General features: G+C 52.6%; 17 protein-coding genes. 7 read left to right on the top strand and 10 right to left on the bottom strand.

What is annotated here, in order from left to right:
• Positions 1 to 71: 71 nt before the first annotated feature.
• Positions 72 to 1,598 carry a tagaturonate reductase gene (locus tag BLR09_RS09865; protein WP_093201068.1) on the bottom strand — a complete coding sequence of 509 codons (1,527 nt, stop codon included), beginning with the start codon at positions 1,596 to 1,598 and terminating at the stop codon, positions 72 to 74.
• Positions 1,599 to 1,692: 94 nt separating this feature from the next.
• Between BLR09_RS09865 and mnmD the strand changes: the two genes are divergently transcribed.
• On the top strand, positions 1,693 to 2,409 hold the full coding sequence (gene mnmD / locus BLR09_RS09860) for a tRNA (5-methylaminomethyl-2-thiouridine)(34)-methyltransferase MnmC2 (protein WP_093201065.1): 717 nt from the start codon (positions 1,693 to 1,695) through the stop codon (positions 2,407 to 2,409).
• Here the strand turns inward: mnmD and BLR09_RS09855 are convergent.
• Both BLR09_RS09855 and BLR09_RS09850 read right to left on the bottom strand, forming a co-directional pair.
• On the bottom strand, positions 2,406 to 2,966 hold the full coding sequence (locus tag BLR09_RS09855; RefSeq protein WP_093201063.1) for a Crp/Fnr family transcriptional regulator: 561 nt from the start codon (positions 2,964 to 2,966) through the stop codon (positions 2,406 to 2,408). The genes mnmD and BLR09_RS09855 overlap by 4 nt on opposite strands.
• Positions 2,967 to 2,969: 3 nt before the next feature.
• On the bottom strand, positions 2,970 to 3,194 hold the full coding sequence (locus BLR09_RS09850; protein WP_093201060.1) for a DUF2798 domain-containing protein: 225 nt from the start codon (positions 3,192 to 3,194) through the stop codon (positions 2,970 to 2,972).
• A 305-nt stretch (positions 3,195 to 3,499) separates the two neighbouring features.
• Between BLR09_RS09850 and BLR09_RS09845 the strand changes: the two genes are divergently transcribed.
• The 3 genes from BLR09_RS09845 (at position 3,500) to BLR09_RS09835 (ending at position 7,012) form a co-directional block, all read left to right on the top strand.
• Complete coding sequence (locus BLR09_RS09845) at positions 3,500 to 3,928, top strand: Hsp20/alpha crystallin family protein (protein ID WP_093201057.1); 429 nt, start codon at positions 3,500 to 3,502, stop codon at positions 3,926 to 3,928.
• 283 nt (positions 3,929 to 4,211) lie between these two features.
• The gene (locus tag BLR09_RS09840) at positions 4,212 to 5,738 is read left to right on the top strand and encodes a trypsin-like peptidase domain-containing protein (protein ID WP_093201055.1); all 1,527 of its coding nucleotides are present in this window, start codon (positions 4,212 to 4,214) and stop codon (positions 5,736 to 5,738) included.
• A 140-nt stretch (positions 5,739 to 5,878) separates the two neighbouring features.
• The gene (locus BLR09_RS09835) at positions 5,879 to 7,012 is read left to right on the top strand and encodes a hypothetical protein (protein ID WP_093201052.1); all 1,134 of its coding nucleotides are present in this window, start codon (positions 5,879 to 5,881) and stop codon (positions 7,010 to 7,012) included.
• A gap of 53 nt (positions 7,013 to 7,065) precedes the next feature.
• Here BLR09_RS09835 and BLR09_RS09830 read toward each other — a convergent pair whose 3' ends face one another.
• The 3 genes from BLR09_RS09830 to BLR09_RS09820 all read right to left on the bottom strand — a co-directional run bounded on the left by BLR09_RS09830 (position 7,066) and on the right by BLR09_RS09820 (position 10,010).
• Positions 7,066 to 7,959 (bottom strand): FKBP-type peptidyl-prolyl cis-trans isomerase, encoded by an 894-nt coding sequence (locus tag BLR09_RS09830; protein WP_093201050.1) that lies wholly within the window; start codon positions 7,957 to 7,959, stop codon positions 7,066 to 7,068.
• A 110-nt stretch (positions 7,960 to 8,069) separates the two neighbouring features.
• Complete coding sequence (locus BLR09_RS09825) at positions 8,070 to 8,939, bottom strand: FKBP-type peptidyl-prolyl cis-trans isomerase (RefSeq protein WP_093201047.1); 870 nt, start codon at positions 8,937 to 8,939, stop codon at positions 8,070 to 8,072.
• Positions 8,940 to 8,987: 48 nt separating this feature from the next.
• Positions 8,988 to 10,010 carry a DHH family phosphoesterase gene (locus BLR09_RS09820; RefSeq protein ID WP_093201463.1) on the bottom strand — a complete coding sequence of 341 codons (1,023 nt, stop codon included), beginning with the start codon at positions 10,008 to 10,010 and terminating at the stop codon, positions 8,988 to 8,990.
• A 324-nt stretch (positions 10,011 to 10,334) separates the two neighbouring features.
• On the opposite strand from BLR09_RS09820, the gene BLR09_RS09810 reads away from it, so the two are divergent.
• On the top strand, positions 10,335 to 10,748 hold the full coding sequence (locus tag BLR09_RS09810; protein WP_093201042.1) for a nucleoside-diphosphate kinase: 414 nt from the start codon (positions 10,335 to 10,337) through the stop codon (positions 10,746 to 10,748).
• Between the two features lie 71 nt (positions 10,749 to 10,819).
• Positions 10,820 to 11,446: a HupE/UreJ family protein gene (locus BLR09_RS09805; RefSeq protein ID WP_093201039.1), complete on the top strand. Its 627-nt coding sequence runs from the start codon at positions 10,820 to 10,822 to the stop codon at positions 11,444 to 11,446.
• Positions 11,447 to 11,449: 3 nt separating this feature from the next.
• Here BLR09_RS09805 and BLR09_RS09800 read toward each other — a convergent pair whose 3' ends face one another.
• Positions 11,450 to 12,646, bottom strand: coding sequence for an anhydro-N-acetylmuramic acid kinase (locus tag BLR09_RS09800; RefSeq protein WP_093201037.1), 1,197 nt, complete (start codon positions 12,644 to 12,646; stop codon positions 11,450 to 11,452).
• 42 nt (positions 12,647 to 12,688) lie between these two features.
• Positions 12,689 to 13,579 (bottom strand): sugar transferase, encoded by an 891-nt coding sequence (locus BLR09_RS09795; protein WP_245689899.1) that lies wholly within the window; start codon positions 13,577 to 13,579, stop codon positions 12,689 to 12,691.
• Between the two features lie 262 nt (positions 13,580 to 13,841).
• Between BLR09_RS09795 and BLR09_RS09790 the strand changes: the two genes are divergently transcribed.
• On the top strand, positions 13,842 to 15,143 hold the full coding sequence (locus BLR09_RS09790) for a nucleotide sugar dehydrogenase (RefSeq protein WP_093201031.1): 1,302 nt from the start codon (positions 13,842 to 13,844) through the stop codon (positions 15,141 to 15,143).
• Between the two features lie 51 nt (positions 15,144 to 15,194).
• Here the strand turns inward: BLR09_RS09790 and BLR09_RS09785 are convergent, their stop codons facing one another.
• Positions 15,195 to 15,725: a T9SS type A sorting domain-containing protein gene (locus BLR09_RS09785; protein WP_093201029.1), complete on the bottom strand. Its 531-nt coding sequence runs from the start codon at positions 15,723 to 15,725 to the stop codon at positions 15,195 to 15,197.
• Positions 15,722 to 17,290: a coiled-coil domain-containing protein gene (locus tag BLR09_RS09780; RefSeq protein WP_245689898.1), complete on the bottom strand. Its 1,569-nt coding sequence runs from the start codon at positions 17,288 to 17,290 to the stop codon at positions 15,722 to 15,724. The genes BLR09_RS09785 and BLR09_RS09780 overlap by 4 nt, the downstream gene beginning before the upstream one ends.
• Positions 17,291 to 17,314 lie beyond the last annotated feature (24 nt).

Here is a 17,314-nt window from a genome sequence, read left to right as displayed (position 1 = left end):
TAAGAGTCAAACCGTAAATTGCTACCCGAATTTACGCGAATAAGCCCAAAGCCGGTCTGCCGGTTCCGGACTCACTCTCCCTGAGGTACTGGCAAAGCGGCCAAAGCGGCTATTGCTCCCTCTTTTTCAATCTTCTCCAGGTACTCGTTTACCTGCTCTCCGAAGCCGGGAAGAACATTCAGATCGGTTCCCCAGAAGTCGGTATTTCCGAGTACTTCCGAAACCGGTCCGCGGCGTTGCCACCAGTCAAAATACCAGGCGGCAGGCTCATCCTGAATGAGGTATGATTCGCCGTTCCGCTCGCCGAAGTACTTCCCGCCTTCTTCCTTCACCGCTTTCATGAAATACAGATAGGCCGCAAAACCAAGGGCAAAGCGCTGGGGTACTGAACCGAACTGTTCGAAGTGACGGAGCAGCATCGGCACGTCCCGCGTCTTAAGCTTAGATGTGTAGTACAGCGTGATACTGAGCAGTTTATGTTCAATAAACGGATTCCGGAAACGATCCAGTACGCTTTCGCCGTAGGCACGGGCGGCCGCGAGATCGATGGTATAGGGAATGGAAGGCGCCAATTCTTCGAGCATAAGTTCTGCGACAAACCGGGCAGCCACCGGATCCTTCATGCTTTCGCGCACGGCATTCCTGCCGGTCAGGTAGTTCAGTCCGCAGGTCAGGGAGTGTGTTCCGTTGAGGAGGCGCAGCTTGAGCTCCCGGTACCGGTCGATATCCGGCTTGATGATGACGCCGAGCGCGTTGGCTTCGTCTGAATCAACCTGATCGAAGCTCAGTACTTTTTTCACTTCTTCCCCGCCTTCGATTGCCCACAGACGGTATACTTCCGAAACGCACAGCAGGTCGTCTTCGTAGCCGAGCTGCTCCTGATACCCGGCCAGATCTGCGGCATTGGGCTTTCCGGGGACGATGCGGTCGACGAGCGAATTGCAAAAATGGTTAGCACTTTCCAGCCAGGAGATGAAGGCAGGTTCGAGGTTACCGCGCCGCGCCAGTTCCAGGCAGATCCGGCGGAGATTGGTTCCGTTATCCGGGACCAGCTCCGTCGGTACGATAATCATACCGCTTTCTGCCGACCCGTTAAAGGCCTTCCAGCGGGCGTAGAGAAAGGCAGTCAGCTTGCCGGGAAACGACTGGGGCGGATTCGCTGTCAGGTCTTCGTTTTCATTCAGCTGAATACCTACTTCGGTGGTATTGGAGACAACGATCTGCATGTCCGGGCTGGCAGCACAGGACAGGATGGTTTCCCACTGCCCATCGGCTGCCAGGGTACGTGAAATGCTGGCGTTGACAATGTATTCTTCGACGGCCTTTCCATTTTCAAGGCCGCGGATTACCTGCGTAAATAATTGATCCTGCCGGTCAAAATCGGAGGTATCACGGCCGGTGGACTTCACAACAACAATACGGCCGTTGAAGACACCCTTCCGGTTGGCTTTATCGACAAAATAGTCGCATAACCCTCTCAACAGCACACCCGTTCCGAACTGAAGAATCCGTTCGGGTAATTCAAAAACGGCCGGATCGGGCAATTGAACCGGCACGGATGCCGAAATTTGGGAGAGATTTTCGCGGGAGAGCAACATAGGAAGCAAATTTGAATGAGTTCGGGGCGAATCGGCGATTCTGCTGTAACGTAAGACGGGCGAAAGCCGCCATCACCCTGAAGAAGAGACAACGATGAGCGAAGGAACTTCAACAAATGAAGAACAGTCACCGGAAAGTACAGCCTTTTCGAATGACCTCGTCCTGACGCAGGACGGCACCCATACCCTCTACTCGGCCCGGTTCGGGCAGTGGTATCATTCGGTACACGGCGCGCTGGAAGAATCCCGGCGTGTTTTTCTGGAACTGGGACTGGCCTATTTCCGGGAAGTTTTTCCGGAACGCCGCGAAGTACGTATTCTCGAAATGGGTTTCGGAACGGGGTTTAATGCCCTGCTGACCTTGCTGGAAGCGGGAGAACTGTCTATACGCTATACGTCCCTTGAAGCCTATCCCATCTCTCCTGCCGAATACAGGCAGTTAAACTACGACGCCGTCATGGGTAGTGGCGAGCTGCAGGCGCTTCATGAAGCGGAGTGGAATATACCGGTAGTGATTTCGCCGTCTTTCATGCTTGAGAAAGTACATGCGGAACTGCAGGCCTACCTGAAAACGGCAAAAGGGCCGTTTGACCTGGTCTATTACGACGCATTCGCTCCCGGCTCACAGCCGGAGCTCTGGACGCCGGAGGTATTCGCGGGGATTGCCCGCCTGTTGCCTTCAGGTGGTATTCTGACGACGTATTCGGCGAAGGGAGATGTCCGGCGGGCCTTGCAGGCAGCCGGATTCCGGGTGGAGAAACATCCCGGACCAGGCCGCAAGCGGGAAATTGTCCGCGCGATCAAGGACTAAACGCGGGACTTGAGCCGGCTCAGCGTCTCCGGCGAAATCCGGAGATAGGAAGCCACGACCTGGTTCGGCAGCCGCCGGACTATTTCCGGCTTTTCCTGCAGCAGTAACCGGTAGCGGGCTGTTGCATCAAGCGTGATGAAACTCATCAGCCGGTTGGTATTCGTGACGTAAGCAAGCTCCAGGTACTGGCGGTAAAAAAGCTCCCAGGAGGGTATTTCAGCCAGTAATCGTTGAAAATCATACCCGGAGATGGCCAGCAGCTCCGATTCTTCAAGGGCCTGCACGTACTCTCCGGAAGGGTCTTCCGTAATGAAACTCACGAGCGCGGTCGCAAACTCGTTTTCAAAAGCGAGGTAGCGGGTTACTTCCCGGCCGTCGTCCGGCACAAAGAAAATCCGCACGCATCCGCTCACAACAAAGTACATGCGTTGCTGGCGCTGTCCCTGGCGGACGAGGAATTCCCCTTTTTCTGCATGTACCGGCTGAAAACAGCTCCGGATCCGATCCCATTCGGAATCCGAAACCGGAATGTTCAGCTTTTCTCTGAGGGTATTCATGTGTTACTCTTTCCAGTTAAATCGATCGGTGAGCTTTTTCGCCCGCGGAATGATCAGAAAAGCCGCCAGGTATGCGACGGGCAGCATGACCGACCAGGCTTTGAAAAACAGCGAAACCCAGCCAGGCGTAAGGCCGTGGTTCCGCAAAAGAGCGACGAAGGCCATGACGAGCGTCATCGGAACGACGACGAAGAGCGTGTTTACAAACTTGTAGTATTTCCGTTTCATGAACGTTGGTTTGTTGTGATTACACCGCAAAATTCCTTCGGCACGGGACCGGAAATATTGATACGGATCAAGAAACGAACGCTGAAATGGGCTATTGAAAACCTGTTTACCAGGCAATAACTGTCACACGCAGCACCCATTAAGACATTTTGTCACCATACAAAAACAACAACTTATCAAAACAAGACATTTTGTCACAAAAACAATACCTTGTAAAAATTGGAACGGAGCTTTTGAAAAGAGAGGCGTCCGGCGACAAATAAGACGCCGGGAATCATTTCGAAAACACACAAACATCAATAGCCATGTCACGTTTCAATCAGCCTGCTTTTCCTTCTCTCGTGAACCGTTTCTTCCACGATGACTTTCTCAAATCGTATAATGTTCCTGCAAAAGGCGAATGGAACAGCCTTCCCGCAGTGAACGTGAAAGAAAGCGAAGGATCGATTTCACTCGAAGTCGCCGCGCCCGGCCTCAAGAAGGAGGACTTCAAGATTTCCGTGCAGGAAAACCGCCTGGTCATTTCTGCCAGCAAGGAAAACAAAACCGAAGAATCCAGCGAAAAATATACCCGGAAGGAATTCAGCTATAACAGCTTCCAGCGCGCGTTCGTCATCCCCAAAACGGTCGACGGAGAAAAGATCGAAGCTTCCTACACGGATGGCGTACTCCATGTGACGCTGCCGAAAAAAGAAGAAGCGAAGATCCAGCCGCGGGAAATCGCGATTGCCTGATCCACTGTCCGGTAGCATCCTGAAGGGAGGCAGAGAGAACCATTCCCTCTGCCTCTTTTTTACTTTTCAGCCGCTGCCTGATCCAATCATCACATTTGCCCTTTACTATGCCGGCGAAGTGTTGTTAAAAAACCTTAAACGCCCTACTTTAGCAACTCAAATTCCGGAAATGCCGTTTAGGTTAGCAAACGCTTTTCCGCACTGTCCCTAACAAACCTGTTGACACGATTTTGGAGCACTCGTACCTATTTTTATTTCCCTCTCCAAACAACGCAAGACAGCTATGAAGAATACCAATTGGAAACCACTCGCCCTCGTAGGGGTATTGAGCAGTGGCCTGACGCTGGGCGGAGCCCATTTTCTCGGACTCGGTTCCTCACACCGCGACGTTATCCTGACGGAAGCCGCCTCCGGTTCCGGTGCGCGCTTTACCTCGGCGCCTGCGGGTGCCCCGGGTGACTTTGTATACGCCGCCGACAAATCGACGCCGGCCGTCGTCCATATCAAATCGAAGATCGTCCGCCAGGTGCGGCAGCAGCAAATGCCCAGCATTTTCGACTTCTTCGGTGACGGAGACGATATGTTCGGCGGGCGCCAGCAGCCTCAGCGCCGCCAGCAGGGTGAAGCCTCCGGCTCCGGTGTCATGATCAGCCCGGATGGCTATATCGTGACGAACAACCACGTTGTAGCCGATGCCAGCGAACTGGAAGTAGTATTGAGCGACAAACGCAAGTTCCGGGCCAAGCTCGTCGGTACCGACCCGAATACGGATATCGCCGTTATTCAGATCCAGGGAGATAAGCTGCCGGATAACCTGCCCTACCTGCCTTTTGCCAACTCGGATGATATCAAAGTCGGAGAATGGGTACTGGCCGTTGGCAACCCCTTTAACCTGGAATCAACTGTTACAGCCGGTATTGTAAGCGCCAAGGGCCGCTCCATCGGTATCATCGGTGACAATGACAAGGCGCAAAGCCCCATCGAAGCCTTTATTCAGACCGACGCGGCGGTTAACCCCGGCAACTCGGGTGGTGCGCTCGTCAACGCGAAAGGCGAACTGATTGGTATCAATACGGCTATTGCCGGCGGAATGACCGGTACCTATGTCGGCTACTCGTTTGCCGTACCGTCTAACCTGGTGAAGAAAGTAGCCGGCGATCTGCTTAAGTATGGCAACGTTCAGCGCGGATACCTCGGCATCTCCAAAATGGAGGTTGTCGATGAGAAACTGGCCAACGAACGGGATCTGAAAACCAATGCAGGCATCTACTTCGGCAGCTTTGGCGAAAATCCGAATGCAAGCGCCGCGAAAGCCGCTGGTCTTAAAATCGGTGACGTTATTACGAAGGTCGACGGCAAGGATGTCCGGGATCTGCAGAAACTGGTAGAGCTCGTCGGGCAGCATAAACCCGGTGATGTGGTAGTCGTGACGGTCAACCGTGACGGTCAGCAGAAAGATTTCAACGTGACGCTGAAGAACATGGAAGGCAATACCGCGATTGTCAAGTCTCCGGTATCCTCCCTGCTCGAAGTTTCATCCATCGGCGCGAAGCTCGACAACCTGAATGCCAATGAAAAGGCGAAGTTCCGGATCAACGGCGGTGCGAAGATCGTGGAAGTACTTCCCGACGGCTGGATGGAATACCAGGAAGTGCCGGTAGGCTTCATCATCACCAAGATTGATGACGTAGCCATCAAGGATGCCAAGCAGGCAGCCGAAATTCTGGCCAATCGCCGCGGACGTGTACGCATCATCGGCATTGATCCTTCCAGCGGACAGCAATACCGGATTGACGGAAGCCTCCGCTAAGCCGGTCCAGTCGTTCGAAAAAAATCCCCGGCGATACCTGCCGGGGATTTTTTTTATCTACTTTCCCGGCCGTTCCGGCGAATAACCTCGCCTGTGTCAGCGTTTGATGTGTACTTTTACCGACAATCAGCGACTATTCTATGCCGAAATTAGATGTCACCGCAGTAGAGAACTACGCAAAGGCCTACGCCAGCCAGCTTTGCCGGCAGTACTTTTCGGAAAAGAACCGGATCAACGGGGATGACCTCCTCCGCCTCAGCAGCGTACCGCAGGTCAACCTGTTTGTTCTCCGTGACCTGTACGAAGCCTGGAAAGAAACGGCGTCTGCTTTCCGCAGTCCTTACTTCGATTTTGAACAGGAAGAAGTCAAAACTTCCCTGCAAACCTTTCTCAATACCGTTTCGAAGTACATTTCCGTTCAGCGGAAGGATCTGGAACCCCTGCTGACGAAAGCTACGCACGAAACCCTGGAATTGCTTCTCCAGCCTGAATCCTACTTCGACGGCTGGCTGCGCGAGCAACCGGATTTCCGGCTGACCTCCGCGGCGCTGAAACATTTTCAGAAGTACAACCGGATTCACAAGTCCATCGTCGCCGGGCTCAGCGCCCGCCTGGCCGACCGCGACGCTGTTTATATCAACGAAGTGCTGGCACTTGTACCCGGGCTACTCGCACAGGCGGATGCGCCGCAGGAGACTCTGTCGGCTTTTTCGGCTACTCTTCCGCTGGAAGAATCCTCTTTGTATCAGGGAAATTTCTTTGATCAGATTGTGCCGGAACCGGTAGCGGAACAGCCACTGGTTGCCGCGACGCCCGAACCGGTAGTACCTGCACCGGCTCCTCCTGTAGCCGCGCAACCGGTAGTTCCCCGGGCTGTGCCGGAGCCCGTTGTTATTACTCCCGCCAAACAATCCGTACGCGAAGAATCGACGGCCGTCCACCAGCAGTATGCGTCAGCCGGCGCAACGCTCAACGATTCGCTCCGGAAGGAAAAACCGGCGGCCGAGTCACTTGCCAGCCAGCTTCGTCCGAAAAATGGTGACAGCATTCATAGCTTTATTTCCCTGAACCGGAAGTTTATTTTCATCAACCAGTTATTCCAGGGAGATGCGACGGCCTATCACCACGCCGTAGATGAGCTGGAAAAGTGCCAGGCGTTTGACCAGGCCAAAGATCTCATGAACCGGACCTATTCGACCAAATACAACTGGCGTAATGTGGTGGATGAAGCCGATGATTTCTACGAGATTGTCCGAAGACGATTCAATGGATAACAAAAAAGGCGACCGGGAATCCGGTCGCCTTTTTTGTTCAGTACAATTTCCGATCAGTTCACCGATACTACTTCGATATCGAAGACCAGCGGAGAATACGGCATAATGTAATAACCGTTACCATTTGGGTTAGGGTAGCCCTGCGTCCCATAACCCAGTGCTGACGGGAAAATAATCGTGGCTTTCTCCCCTTCCTTCATCATCAGGAGGCCTTTGGAAAATCCTGATATGACGTTCGCGACACCCATCGTGAGCGAGTAGGAGCCATCGGTGCTTTCATCAAACTTACCACCGGTAATCAGGCGGCCTGTGTATTTCAACTTCACATACTTGCCATTGGTAATCGCTGCGCCGGTGCCGGCTTTGGTACGGATGTAGCGAAGTCCGTCGGTAGTTGAGTCTGTCGGAGTAAGTCTGTTATCGACCAGGTATTGCTTGATCTGTTCCTCTTCGTTACGAACTTTGGCGAGTGTCATATCTACCCGCACCGGAGAATAGCCGGGTAAAAGCAGGCGCCCGGTTGAATCTTTCAGGTCGCCACTTCCATACGCCATGAAATACGGCGCCAGCAAGAGGATGCTCTCTCCTTCACGCAGGTACTGAGCACCTTCAAGAAGCGCGGTGAAAGAGGTACCGCCCGGATGATACACAAGTTTGAAGGGCGTTACTTGATAATAGTCGTTAATGATCGTACCGGAGAGGTTTCGAATGACCAGATTCAACGCGATCTGATCTCCGAGCTCGGGTTTGCGATTACCCGGAATCGAGTTTTTCTGCTGGTAATACAAGCCGTTCGGCTGCTTGGTCGGACTCAGACTGTTGGCAGTAATATAAGACTGAATCAATTTGTCATTTTCAGCCAGACGCTTTTCGTCTTCCGATTCCATCGGGCTGCATCCGAAAAGCATTGTTGCTGCGGCGAATAAAACAGGTAAATAGAGTTTCATGATTAACAGAGTAGCGAACAATTTTTTTCTTAAACGATGAAAGACACCCGAAAGGTGTCCTTCATCGAACAAAACAGGTGTTGCGTCTACCAATACGGCCTGAACGGGGATCAAAGGGGGAGTTTACCCTTATGAACGTCGATCAGCTGTACGTCGAAGACGAGTACTGAATTCGGGGGAATAGCGCCGGGAGAGCCCTGCTCGCCGTAGCCTTGTGCCGACGGAATCAGGATCACGCCCTTTTCGCCTTTCTTCATGGTTTGTACTGCTTCGTCGAATCCGGGGATCATCTGACCCAGTCCTACCGGGAAGACAAGGCCTTTTTTCTGATCCTGATCGAAGATTTTGCCGCTCAGCAGCTTGCCGACATAGAGAACTTTTACGGTATCTCCCTTTGCCGGCGCTTCGCCCGTACCGGGCTGCGTCACGACGTACTGTACACCTGAAGCGAGTACTGTAGGAGTCTTGTAGCCATTTTTCGCAGCGTAGGCGGCGATATCCGAGGCTTCTTTCTTCGGGCGGCCGGCGGCTTCAGCAGCTGAACGTTTCTTGAAGTCGTCCTGGCTTTCGATGCGCAGCACTTTCACCTGGAAACGGAAGTCGGTGCCCGGCTTCGCGAATGGCGGCGGAGCCTGCATGGCGCCGCGGAAGAGTGAGTCTACACTGATAAAGAACGTGGCGCTGTCGCCGACGGTCAGCATTTTGATACCGTCTTCGAAGCTGCCTTTGTAGGGGCCTTTCTGAGCCAGCATGACGAGGGGCTGTCCTTCTTCCTGGGAGTTCCGGAGGACGGAGTCGCCGGCGGTCTTCACTACCATGTGGAAGGAGATGACGTCTCCATCCTTGGGCAGCTTGCCTTTTTCGTCGTGCTGATGAAACTGGTATTTTACTCCGTTTTCAGCGACGCTCACCTTGAACTGGTTACAGGACCACAGGGTGGCCGCTGCCAACAGGGGCAACATCCAGACTTTTTTTTGCATGGGATTGAGTATGTTTCAAAGTTAAAAAACGAAATCGAGCTGCTGTTTTCAGGAAACCTTTTCCAGGGCTTCCCGGATCTCAGGCAGAGAGGCAATCAGGCGGCGGATGGTTTCCTCGAGGGAGTCGGTGCTGCGCCCGCCGGCAGCGTTCCGGTGACCGCCGCCGCTGAAATGCTTCCGGGCAAATTCGTTGACGGCGACGTCTCCGACAGACCGGAAGGACAATTTGATCTCCTGTTCCCTTTCGATCAGCAGGACGGCCATCACGACATTTTCGATCGACAGCACGTAGTTCACAACGCCTTCGGTGTCTCCCGTCTGGGAATTGAACCGGCGGAGCTCTTCCGACGTCAGGGCGACATAGGCCGTCCGGAATTCAGGAAGCACATTCAGCTTCTGGGAAAGTACATAGCCCAGGAATTGAAGCCGGCCGAGGGAATTGTTATCAAAAATAAGCCGATGAATCCGGCTGGTATTAACGCCCAGTTCGATGAGTTCGGCCGCCATGCGGTGAACCTCCGGATTGGTACTCGGGTGTCGGAAAGACCCGGTATCCGTCATCAAACCAGCATACAGGCACTCGCCGATGGAGATATCCAGCAGCGCTCTGTCTCCCAGTTCGAGAATGAGCTGGTAGATCAGTTGTGCTGTTGCGGCGGCGGACGGCTCCGAAATCACCACCGTTGCAAAATCTTCCGGCAACTGGTGATGGTCGATCATTACCTTCGGCGCTTTCGCGTTCCGGATGATCGGTTCGAGGTCGTTCAGCCGGCCCAGAGCATTGAAATCAAGGCAGAAAATCACCTCGGCGGCAGCTGCTTCCGCCGCGGCACGCTGGGCGGTTTTGGCGCCAAACTCCACAACGTCTTCGTTTCCCTCCATCCAGCAAAGGAAGCGGGGAGACTCCGACGGAGTGATGACGGTCACCGTGTGCCCCTTCTTCCGAAGGTATCCGGCCCACCCGAGCGATGACCCGAGGGCATCGGCATCGGGGTTATAGTGAGTGGTAATCACCACCCGCTGCGGGGTATCGACGATCCGCCTGAGAGCGTCCAACGCAGATTGATCCATACTAGAATCGTTCATCCAGGTCCTTTATCCGCCGGTGGGAGCGGAAAAGTCCTTCATCATTCAGTGAAAATCGGGAAGAAACCCGTTGGTACTCCACCAGTTCCGGACGATAAATTTCTGTTAATCAAAAACTTACGGACAACCTATCCGGCATACCCCATCGGTTGGGCGGGCAAAGTTATTGAAAAAGAGTCCAAAAACCTGTTCATTTCCCGTCTCGTTGCGGAATGGCTGAAAATGTATGCCTAAATTGCGCCCCAAAAGGAGGGAGAGGCCTTTTTACCGGACTGCTTCTTCCGTGTGTATCAGTAAACTACCCTAACTATGGCAGGTAACCGCACCTTTACGATGATCAAGCCGGATGCGATCGAAAACACCGGAGCTATCATCAAGATGATTCAGGAGGCAGGATTTCGCATTGTCGCGTTGAAGAAGACCCAATTGACGCCCGAGCGGGCCGGCCAATTCTACGCCGTACACGCCGAGCGTCCTTTTTACGGTGACCTGTGTGCGTACATGTCTTCGGGACCGATCGTTCCGATCATTCTGGAGAAAGACAACGCCGTGGCAGACTTCCGCAAGCTGATCGGCGCCACCAACCCGGCCAACGCCGAGGAAGGCACGATCCGGAAGCTGTTCGCCAAGTCTATCGAGGCCAACGCCATTCACGGATCGGATTCGGATGAAAATGCTGCGATTGAGTCGGCATTCTTCTTTGCCCAAACGGAACAATACTAAACCGGCCCGGCCGCACCGCCAGAGGGGATTTGAACGCGTTTTCAGATCCCCTTTTTTACGACTATTCCACTATGAACGAGTTTTCCGTCTACCTGCAATTAGGTTTTGATCACATCACCGATCCAAATGGATACGACCACATCATCTTCCTGGTAGCCCTTTGCGCTATTTACCGGTTGAAAGACTGGAGACGGGTATTGATCCTGGTCACGGCCTTCACCCTCGGACACAGTATTACGCTGGCGCTCGCTACGCTGAACTACCTCTCCTATTCTACGGAAGTCATTGAGTTCTTAATTCCCTGTACCATTCTGGCAACTGCCTTTTCAAACTTCTTCCACCGAAGTCGCCTGGACAGCATTTTCGACGAAGAACCGGTACGCGGCGGTCGCTCCCGCTACCTGATGGCGCTGCTTTTCGGCCTGATTCACGGCATGGGCTTTTCGAATTTCCTGCGAAGCCTGCTCGGGAAAGAAGCTTCGATTGTCAAGCCTCTTCTGGCGTTCAATATCGGGCTGGAACTGGGGCAATTGCTGATCGTGCTGATCATCCTGACCGTTTCCTGGATATTGATTGACCTGTTCCGGGTCCGGAAGCATGACTGGAAGCTGATTCTGTCGGGAGCCGTCGCGGGTATTGCCCTGATACTCATTAAGGAATCGGATTATTGGCAGGGGCTTACGGGAACCGTCCACTAAATCCTACCGGGGCAGCGATATCTTTCCCATGTGGACGCTGGGCACACCCTCGCGTGAGCCGTAGTCAACAGCCTCGCCAGCCAGCGTTTCATTGGCCAGGATAGCGAAAAGAACCGCTTCTTTCGCATCTCCGGATATCCCCAGGTCATCAGACGGAGCAAGTTTCATCTCCGGAAGTTCCTGCTGGATATACGCCATCAGAAGGGGGTTGTGCATTCCGCCGCCGCTGGCATACAGAGAATACCGTTCTCCCGGAAGGATAATCTGGCGGATAGCTGCCACGATTGTTTCAGCACTGAAGGCCGTCAGGGTGGCAAGAAGATCCTCGCCCGAAATTTCCCGGGTACCTGTTTCCTGTTGTGCTTTCAGGACATAAGCGGTATTGAATACCTCGGGGCCGGTTGTTTTCGGGAAAGGCGCATCGAAGAATGGGTTGTTTTTCAACGCATTCAGTAATGCCGTATGCACGGTTCCGGCACGGGCGAGCGCTGCGTCTTTGTCATATGGAAGACCAAACAGTTTCTGCGAAAAAGCATCCAGGAGGGTATTCCCCGGTCCGGTATCCGTCACGAAAACAGAGGATGCGTCGAGGGTTCGCGGCAGGTAGGTAAAGTTGGCGATACCTCCCATGTTGAGCATAAGTCGATTTTCCTCCTTTTTCGAAAAGAGAAGGTAATCGCCGTAGACGGCAAGAGGAGCGCCCTCACCACCGGCAGCGAGGTGCTTTTGCCGGAAGTCACTCAGGGTAATAATGCCGGTTCGCACAGCGATATGGTCTCCGTCGCCGATTTGCAGGGTCGCGTTCGGCATATCCGGAAGGCCGTGCTGATGAGCAGGTGCATGAAATACTGTTTGTCCGTGGCTGGCAATACAATCGACCTCCTCCGCTGCGACTCCCCATTCCTGCAGGCAGTTGGTAATCATCTCTGCATGCAGCATGCCGATCCATTCGTTCAGTACGATGAGGTACTGAAAATCCACTTCTTTCCGGGCAAAAACGGTTCGTATCCGGGTCTTTACCTCTTCCGAATAAGGAACTGTAGCAAAATTCCGGAGGCGCACGGATGTATTGAGGCCTGAGCCTGAAACGGCACACAAGGCAATATCAAGGCCGTCAAGCGACGTCCCTGACATCAGACCAATAATTTGACGGGTTTCCTTTCGGGAAATGGAATACAGACGGGAAAGTTGCTGGCTCATCGAGGCGATTCACAACGTGGATGAAACGGCCCGGTACCGGTTTCAGAATCCTCCGAATGACAGCACAGTAACGACGGTCTTCCAGACAATCCGCAATTCCAGCCCAAGGCTCCAGTTGCGAATATAATACAGATCGTACATCAGCTTGTGCCGGGCATCTTTTACACCTGTTCCGTAAGGATACATCACCTGGGCATAACCCGTGATTCCGGGCTTGACCACGTGCCGGCTGGCATAGTGAGGGATCATTTCCTCAAAGCTTTCTACAAACACGCGGCGCTCCGGGCGGGGGCCAACGAGAGACACATCTCCCCGGAAAATATTCAGCAACTGCGGAAGCTCATCGATACGCGTCGCTCTCATAAAAGCGCCGTATCCGAATACGCGTTTGTCACGCTTGCTCGAAAACTGCGCACCAAATGCCTCCGCATCCAGGCGCATGGACCGGAACTTAACACAGTCAAATTCCTGGTAGTTTAGCCCTATACGTTTTTGCTTGTAGAAGGTAGGCCCGGGGGATTGCTGTGCGATCCGAATGCGGCTCAGCAGCCACAATGGACTCGTCACCGCCAGCAGGACAGACGCCAGGGAAACGTCGATAAAACTCTTGCTTACCTGTTGAAAAACACCCTTTGGTTTCAATTTCCCCAGGCGCGGATTACGCTCATGGACAGAATCCGGGACGTATACTTTCCGAAGATGTTTCTCGCAAAAATCGTAAACTGTGATGATTTTAATAGACTTGTTGTTCCGGGCAGCGAACTCATAGATAATCCGGTATCGCTCTTCATATTCCGGATTGGCCACCAGATGGATATCTCCGTATTTGTGAAAAAGAGGAGATATTGCCTCTTGAATCAGGTAGGTTTCGTCAATAAAGCGGGGAACCAGAACAACTTCCTGAAACTTTTCCAGCAGATTACGAAGATCCAATTTCTGCAAGAAATAATCATATCCCGTAAATAAAATGACTTTCCCGTTCTTTACCCGCTTGCTCCGCAAACGATGTATAAACTGCTGCCGGGAAGTGGAAGCTAAAAATATATCCATCTTTGAAGGTCTTTGTAAAACTAAATCATATGCGTAACGACAAAAACCAATTTTAATCAATATCTATATACTTCTGGGGATGCTAATCTACTGGAGAAACCTATTACCTCCAAGACTGCCCTTGACATTTCTTAAAAAATTAATCATGAATTTGATTCTACCATCAGAAGACAACTCACTGATTCCCAATGACAGAAGCCCTATTTCGATCGCTGTAGTGGGACTCGGATATGTTGGTCTGCCGCTGGCAGTCGAATTCGGCAGAAAGTACCCTACGGTCGGATTCGATATTAATACTCAGCGAATTAACGAACTCTCTCAGAAAATAGACATAACAGGCGAGTTAATTTCTGATGAATTTTCTCTATCCCCACAACTAACCTTTTCGGACTCCGCCGACGCCATCAGTGGAGCCAACGTATTTGTCGTTGCCGTACCCACGCCGGTTGACGCATTCAAGAAACCGGATCTGAAGCCTCTTCTCCACGCTTCCCGCCTCATTGGTACCCGGCTCAAGAAGGGAGATGTGGTTATTTTCGAGTCGACTGTCTATCCCGGCTGTACGGAAGAAGAATGTGTTCCTGTACTTGAAAAAGAAAGCGGACTGGTTTACAACGAAGACTTCTTCTGCGGCTACTCCCCGGAGCGTATCAACCCGGGGGATCGCTCGCGTCGCCTGACTACCATCCGAAAGGTTACTTCCGGGTCGACGCCCGCAGTCGCCGGATTCGTTGACACCTTGTATGCGTCGATCATCGCCGCCGGGACCTTTCCTGTTTCATCGATCCGTGTCGCCGAAGCAAGTAAGGTACTGGAAAATGCTCAGCGTGACGTCAATATTTCCTTTATCAATGAGATGGCCCTGCTCTTCGACCGTCTTGGTCTCGATACGAATGAAGTCCTTGATGCTGCGGCTACCAAGTGGAATTTTCTGCCCTTCCGGCCGGGTCTTGTCGGCGGACATTGTATCAGCGTAGACCCTTACTACCTCCTGTTTAAGGCCGAAAGCGTCGGATATGCGCCACAGGTACTGTTGTCCGGACGGCGGATCAACGACCAGATGGGCATCTTTGTCGCCAACAAGGTCATCAAACTCATGATCCGGAAAGGGCACCGCATTGACGGAAGCCGGATCCTTGTTTTGGGAGTGACTTATAAGGAGAATTGTCCTGATATCCGGAACAGCAAAGTAATTGACGTAGTGCGGGAACTAACCGAGTTCGGCGCAGCGGTAGACACCTGGGATCCGTTTGCGGACAAAGAGGAGGTATTTTCCCGCTGGAACAGGCCGGTCGTTGCCCCGTCTGGCTTCTATGACGCGATCATTCTGACCGTAGCCCACAGTTGCTTTCTGGATCTCGCCTGGTTAGTTCACCGGCACGAAACAACGGCTATCTACGACGTCAAGGGTGTACTGCCACGGGATCTGATCGACGGTCGGTTATAAAAAAAGGCCATCAATGCGCGATTGATGGCCTTTTTCAGAAGAGCATGTCTCTTATTCCTTTACCATACGTCCGGATTTCGTTTCCTTTTCCGTCTTCAGCGAATACAGATAGGTTCCGCCGGAAACGTCGGTAGCGTCCCAGTCCTCGGCATGTTTGCCGGCTGTCTTTTTCTCCTGGAGAAGCATTTTTACCAGCCTTCCGTTCATATCATAAATTCCCAGCGTTACCTGGCTGTCATTGGGCAGGTCGTATTCGATGGTTGTTTTCGTCCGGACAGGGTTCGGGAAAACCCGGACGGCGAGTTCACGTACATCACCCACCCGAACCGCCTCAATACGGGCTTCGAAACCCGCACCCGGCTGTACAGTGAAACCAGGCTCAAGGTAAATCGCTTTACCGGCCTTCAGCACAACGTTCGCACCGTTCTCGACTGAACCCGACGCAACGATGGTTTCTACGGCTTCTTCCACGACGTTGCTTCCCTTCACGTATTTCGCGGTCAGCCGGATCGCGTATTCCTGGGCCTGGGCAGCCAGACTGAAACAGGTCAGAAAAGCTACCCCGAAGAGGTATCTTTTCATCGTTGTTGTGATTGCTTCAGTTGGTCGACTTCTTTCCGGAGTTTCTCATTTTCCTTTTTCAGCTCGAGCATATACAGCGTAAGCTCTTCGATTTTCTCGAGCAGCACAGCGTCTGTTTTATGGAGATCGTTACCGCTCTTAACCATATCCTTCGCCGATGGAACACCCGGGAGGTGGTTGTTTTCCTTGATGAACTGTTCTACCTCGTTGAGGCTGCGCAGCTTGTAGGAGGGTTCGAATACCTTATCAGACCAGTCGTCGGTCCCCCGGAGGGCCACCTTCACGCGTTCTGTCAGGATACCTTCCTGTACAAAGAGCCGGTAGCTGCCCGGAAGCTTCAGCAGGTTCTGACCGATAACAACGGCACCGTCATTGGAGTTGGAGAGGCTCTTCGTCGCCGCATCCAGTTTCCAGTTTTCGGCAAACGATGCCGCTTCGCGGCCGCCGGTTGTGCTACCCAGAACAACGTTGCCGTTGGCGTCGACGGTGAGGAAACGGGTAGCTGTAACAATCGTCCCGGGCGAAGCAGAAGTCAGGTTGGTGAACTTAAGACCTGAAGAACCAGCAGCGGATGATTTCACTTCCAGCTTGGCAGTCGGAGCAGTTACACCAATGCCGACATTTGCGTTATCCCCCAATACGACCGAGTTGGATGCAGATACTTTCGCATTGGCACCGATAGCCGTAACGTTAGTCAGGGAGGCAATATTTGCGCCGGAAGGTTGGGCATTGGTGCCTATAAAAGTTCCGTAATTGATCCCCGAGGCGGATTGATCCGGGGGATTGAGCGTACCATAGCCAATCGCGGTATTTCCGAAACCATTATTATAAAAGCCGGAAATACCACCGATATAAGTATTCCAGAACCCAGTCGTGTTGGCAGCACCTGTTCCAGTACCGATGAAAGAATTGTATTCCCCCGTTGTGTTTACGTTGCCAGCATAGGCCCCCATAAACATATTGTTGGAACCGGTACTCAAAACTCCTGCGCGGAATCCGAGATACAAATTCCGAATACCTACCTTATTCGTATAACCGGCATAGTTTCCAATAAATGTATTTTCCTTTCCATCTGTTATGCTGTAACCAGCCTGCCCACCCATAAAGAGGTTATTGGCAGCATTTGTAGTTCCGGTTCCGGCTCCTGCAGCGTTGTCGCCGAAATAAATGCTAGTAGCCGACTTCCGCAAAAAACCTACGCCCCCTATCCGGAACTGACTTGATTCAGCGAGGTTGAAATCTCCGTTGAGATCAAACTTAAACCCGGGAGTGTTCGTTCCGACGCCAATATTCCCTGTCGCACTTGAAAAAAGATTGTTGCCAGATGCAGACCAACCCGAAGAACCGGCACCTGCGGGTACCAGAATAACATCACCGGTGCCGTTAACGGAAAGAGCTACACCATTAGATGCCTGTGGCGTAGAGGCAGAGGTAATATTAGACAATCGAAGGCCGTTATTGCCAACAATCAACGGACTCCCGCCAGGCGTCGTGATTTGCTGAGCATTTACAAATGAAGCCGCGCTCAATAATAGAACACTAGCTCTGAGTAAAGTTCTTTTCATATCTGAGAGCGATTGGTAGCCAAA

Source organism: Siphonobacter aquaeclarae, from assembly GCF_900103285.1.
Classification (GTDB): domain Bacteria; phylum Bacteroidota; class Bacteroidia; order Cytophagales; family Spirosomataceae; genus Siphonobacter; species Siphonobacter aquaeclarae.
The sequence above is the reverse complement of the archived record's forward strand: the minus strand, read 5'-3'. Positions and strand labels throughout refer to the sequence as shown.

Coding starts and splice junctions, on each gene's coding strand:
- BLR09_RS09865 (WP_093201068.1), bottom strand. CDS start 1,598: ATGTTGCTCTCCCGCGAAAATCTCTCCCAAATTTCGGCATCCGTGCCG.
- mnmD (WP_093201065.1), top strand. CDS start 1,693: ATGAGCGAAGGAACTTCAACAAATGAAGAACAGTCACCGGAAAGTACA.
- BLR09_RS09855 (WP_093201063.1), bottom strand. CDS start 2,966: ATGAATACCCTCAGAGAAAAGCTGAACATTCCGGTTTCGGATTCCGAA.
- BLR09_RS09850 (WP_093201060.1), bottom strand. CDS start 3,194: ATGAAACGGAAATACTACAAGTTTGTAAACACGCTCTTCGTCGTCGTT.
- BLR09_RS09845 (WP_093201057.1), top strand. CDS start 3,500: ATGTCACGTTTCAATCAGCCTGCTTTTCCTTCTCTCGTGAACCGTTTC.
- BLR09_RS09840 (WP_093201055.1), top strand. CDS start 4,212: ATGAAGAATACCAATTGGAAACCACTCGCCCTCGTAGGGGTATTGAGC.
- BLR09_RS09835 (WP_093201052.1), top strand. CDS start 5,879: ATGCCGAAATTAGATGTCACCGCAGTAGAGAACTACGCAAAGGCCTAC.
- BLR09_RS09830 (WP_093201050.1), bottom strand. CDS start 7,959: ATGAAACTCTATTTACCTGTTTTATTCGCCGCAGCAACAATGCTTTTC.
- BLR09_RS09825 (WP_093201047.1), bottom strand. CDS start 8,939: ATGCAAAAAAAAGTCTGGATGTTGCCCCTGTTGGCAGCGGCCACCCTG.
- BLR09_RS09820 (WP_093201463.1), bottom strand. CDS start 10,010: ATGGATCAATCTGCGTTGGACGCTCTCAGGCGGATCGTCGATACCCCG.
- BLR09_RS09810 (WP_093201042.1), top strand. CDS start 10,335: ATGGCAGGTAACCGCACCTTTACGATGATCAAGCCGGATGCGATCGAA.
- BLR09_RS09805 (WP_093201039.1), top strand. CDS start 10,820: ATGAACGAGTTTTCCGTCTACCTGCAATTAGGTTTTGATCACATCACC.
- BLR09_RS09800 (WP_093201037.1), bottom strand. CDS start 12,646: ATGAGCCAGCAACTTTCCCGTCTGTATTCCATTTCCCGAAAGGAAACC.
- BLR09_RS09790 (WP_093201031.1), top strand. CDS start 13,842: ATGAATTTGATTCTACCATCAGAAGACAACTCACTGATTCCCAATGAC.
- BLR09_RS09785 (WP_093201029.1), bottom strand. CDS start 15,725: ATGAAAAGATACCTCTTCGGGGTAGCTTTTCTGACCTGTTTCAGTCTG.
- BLR09_RS09780 (WP_245689898.1), bottom strand. CDS start 17,290: ATGAAAAGAACTTTACTCAGAGCTAGTGTTCTATTATTGAGCGCGGCT.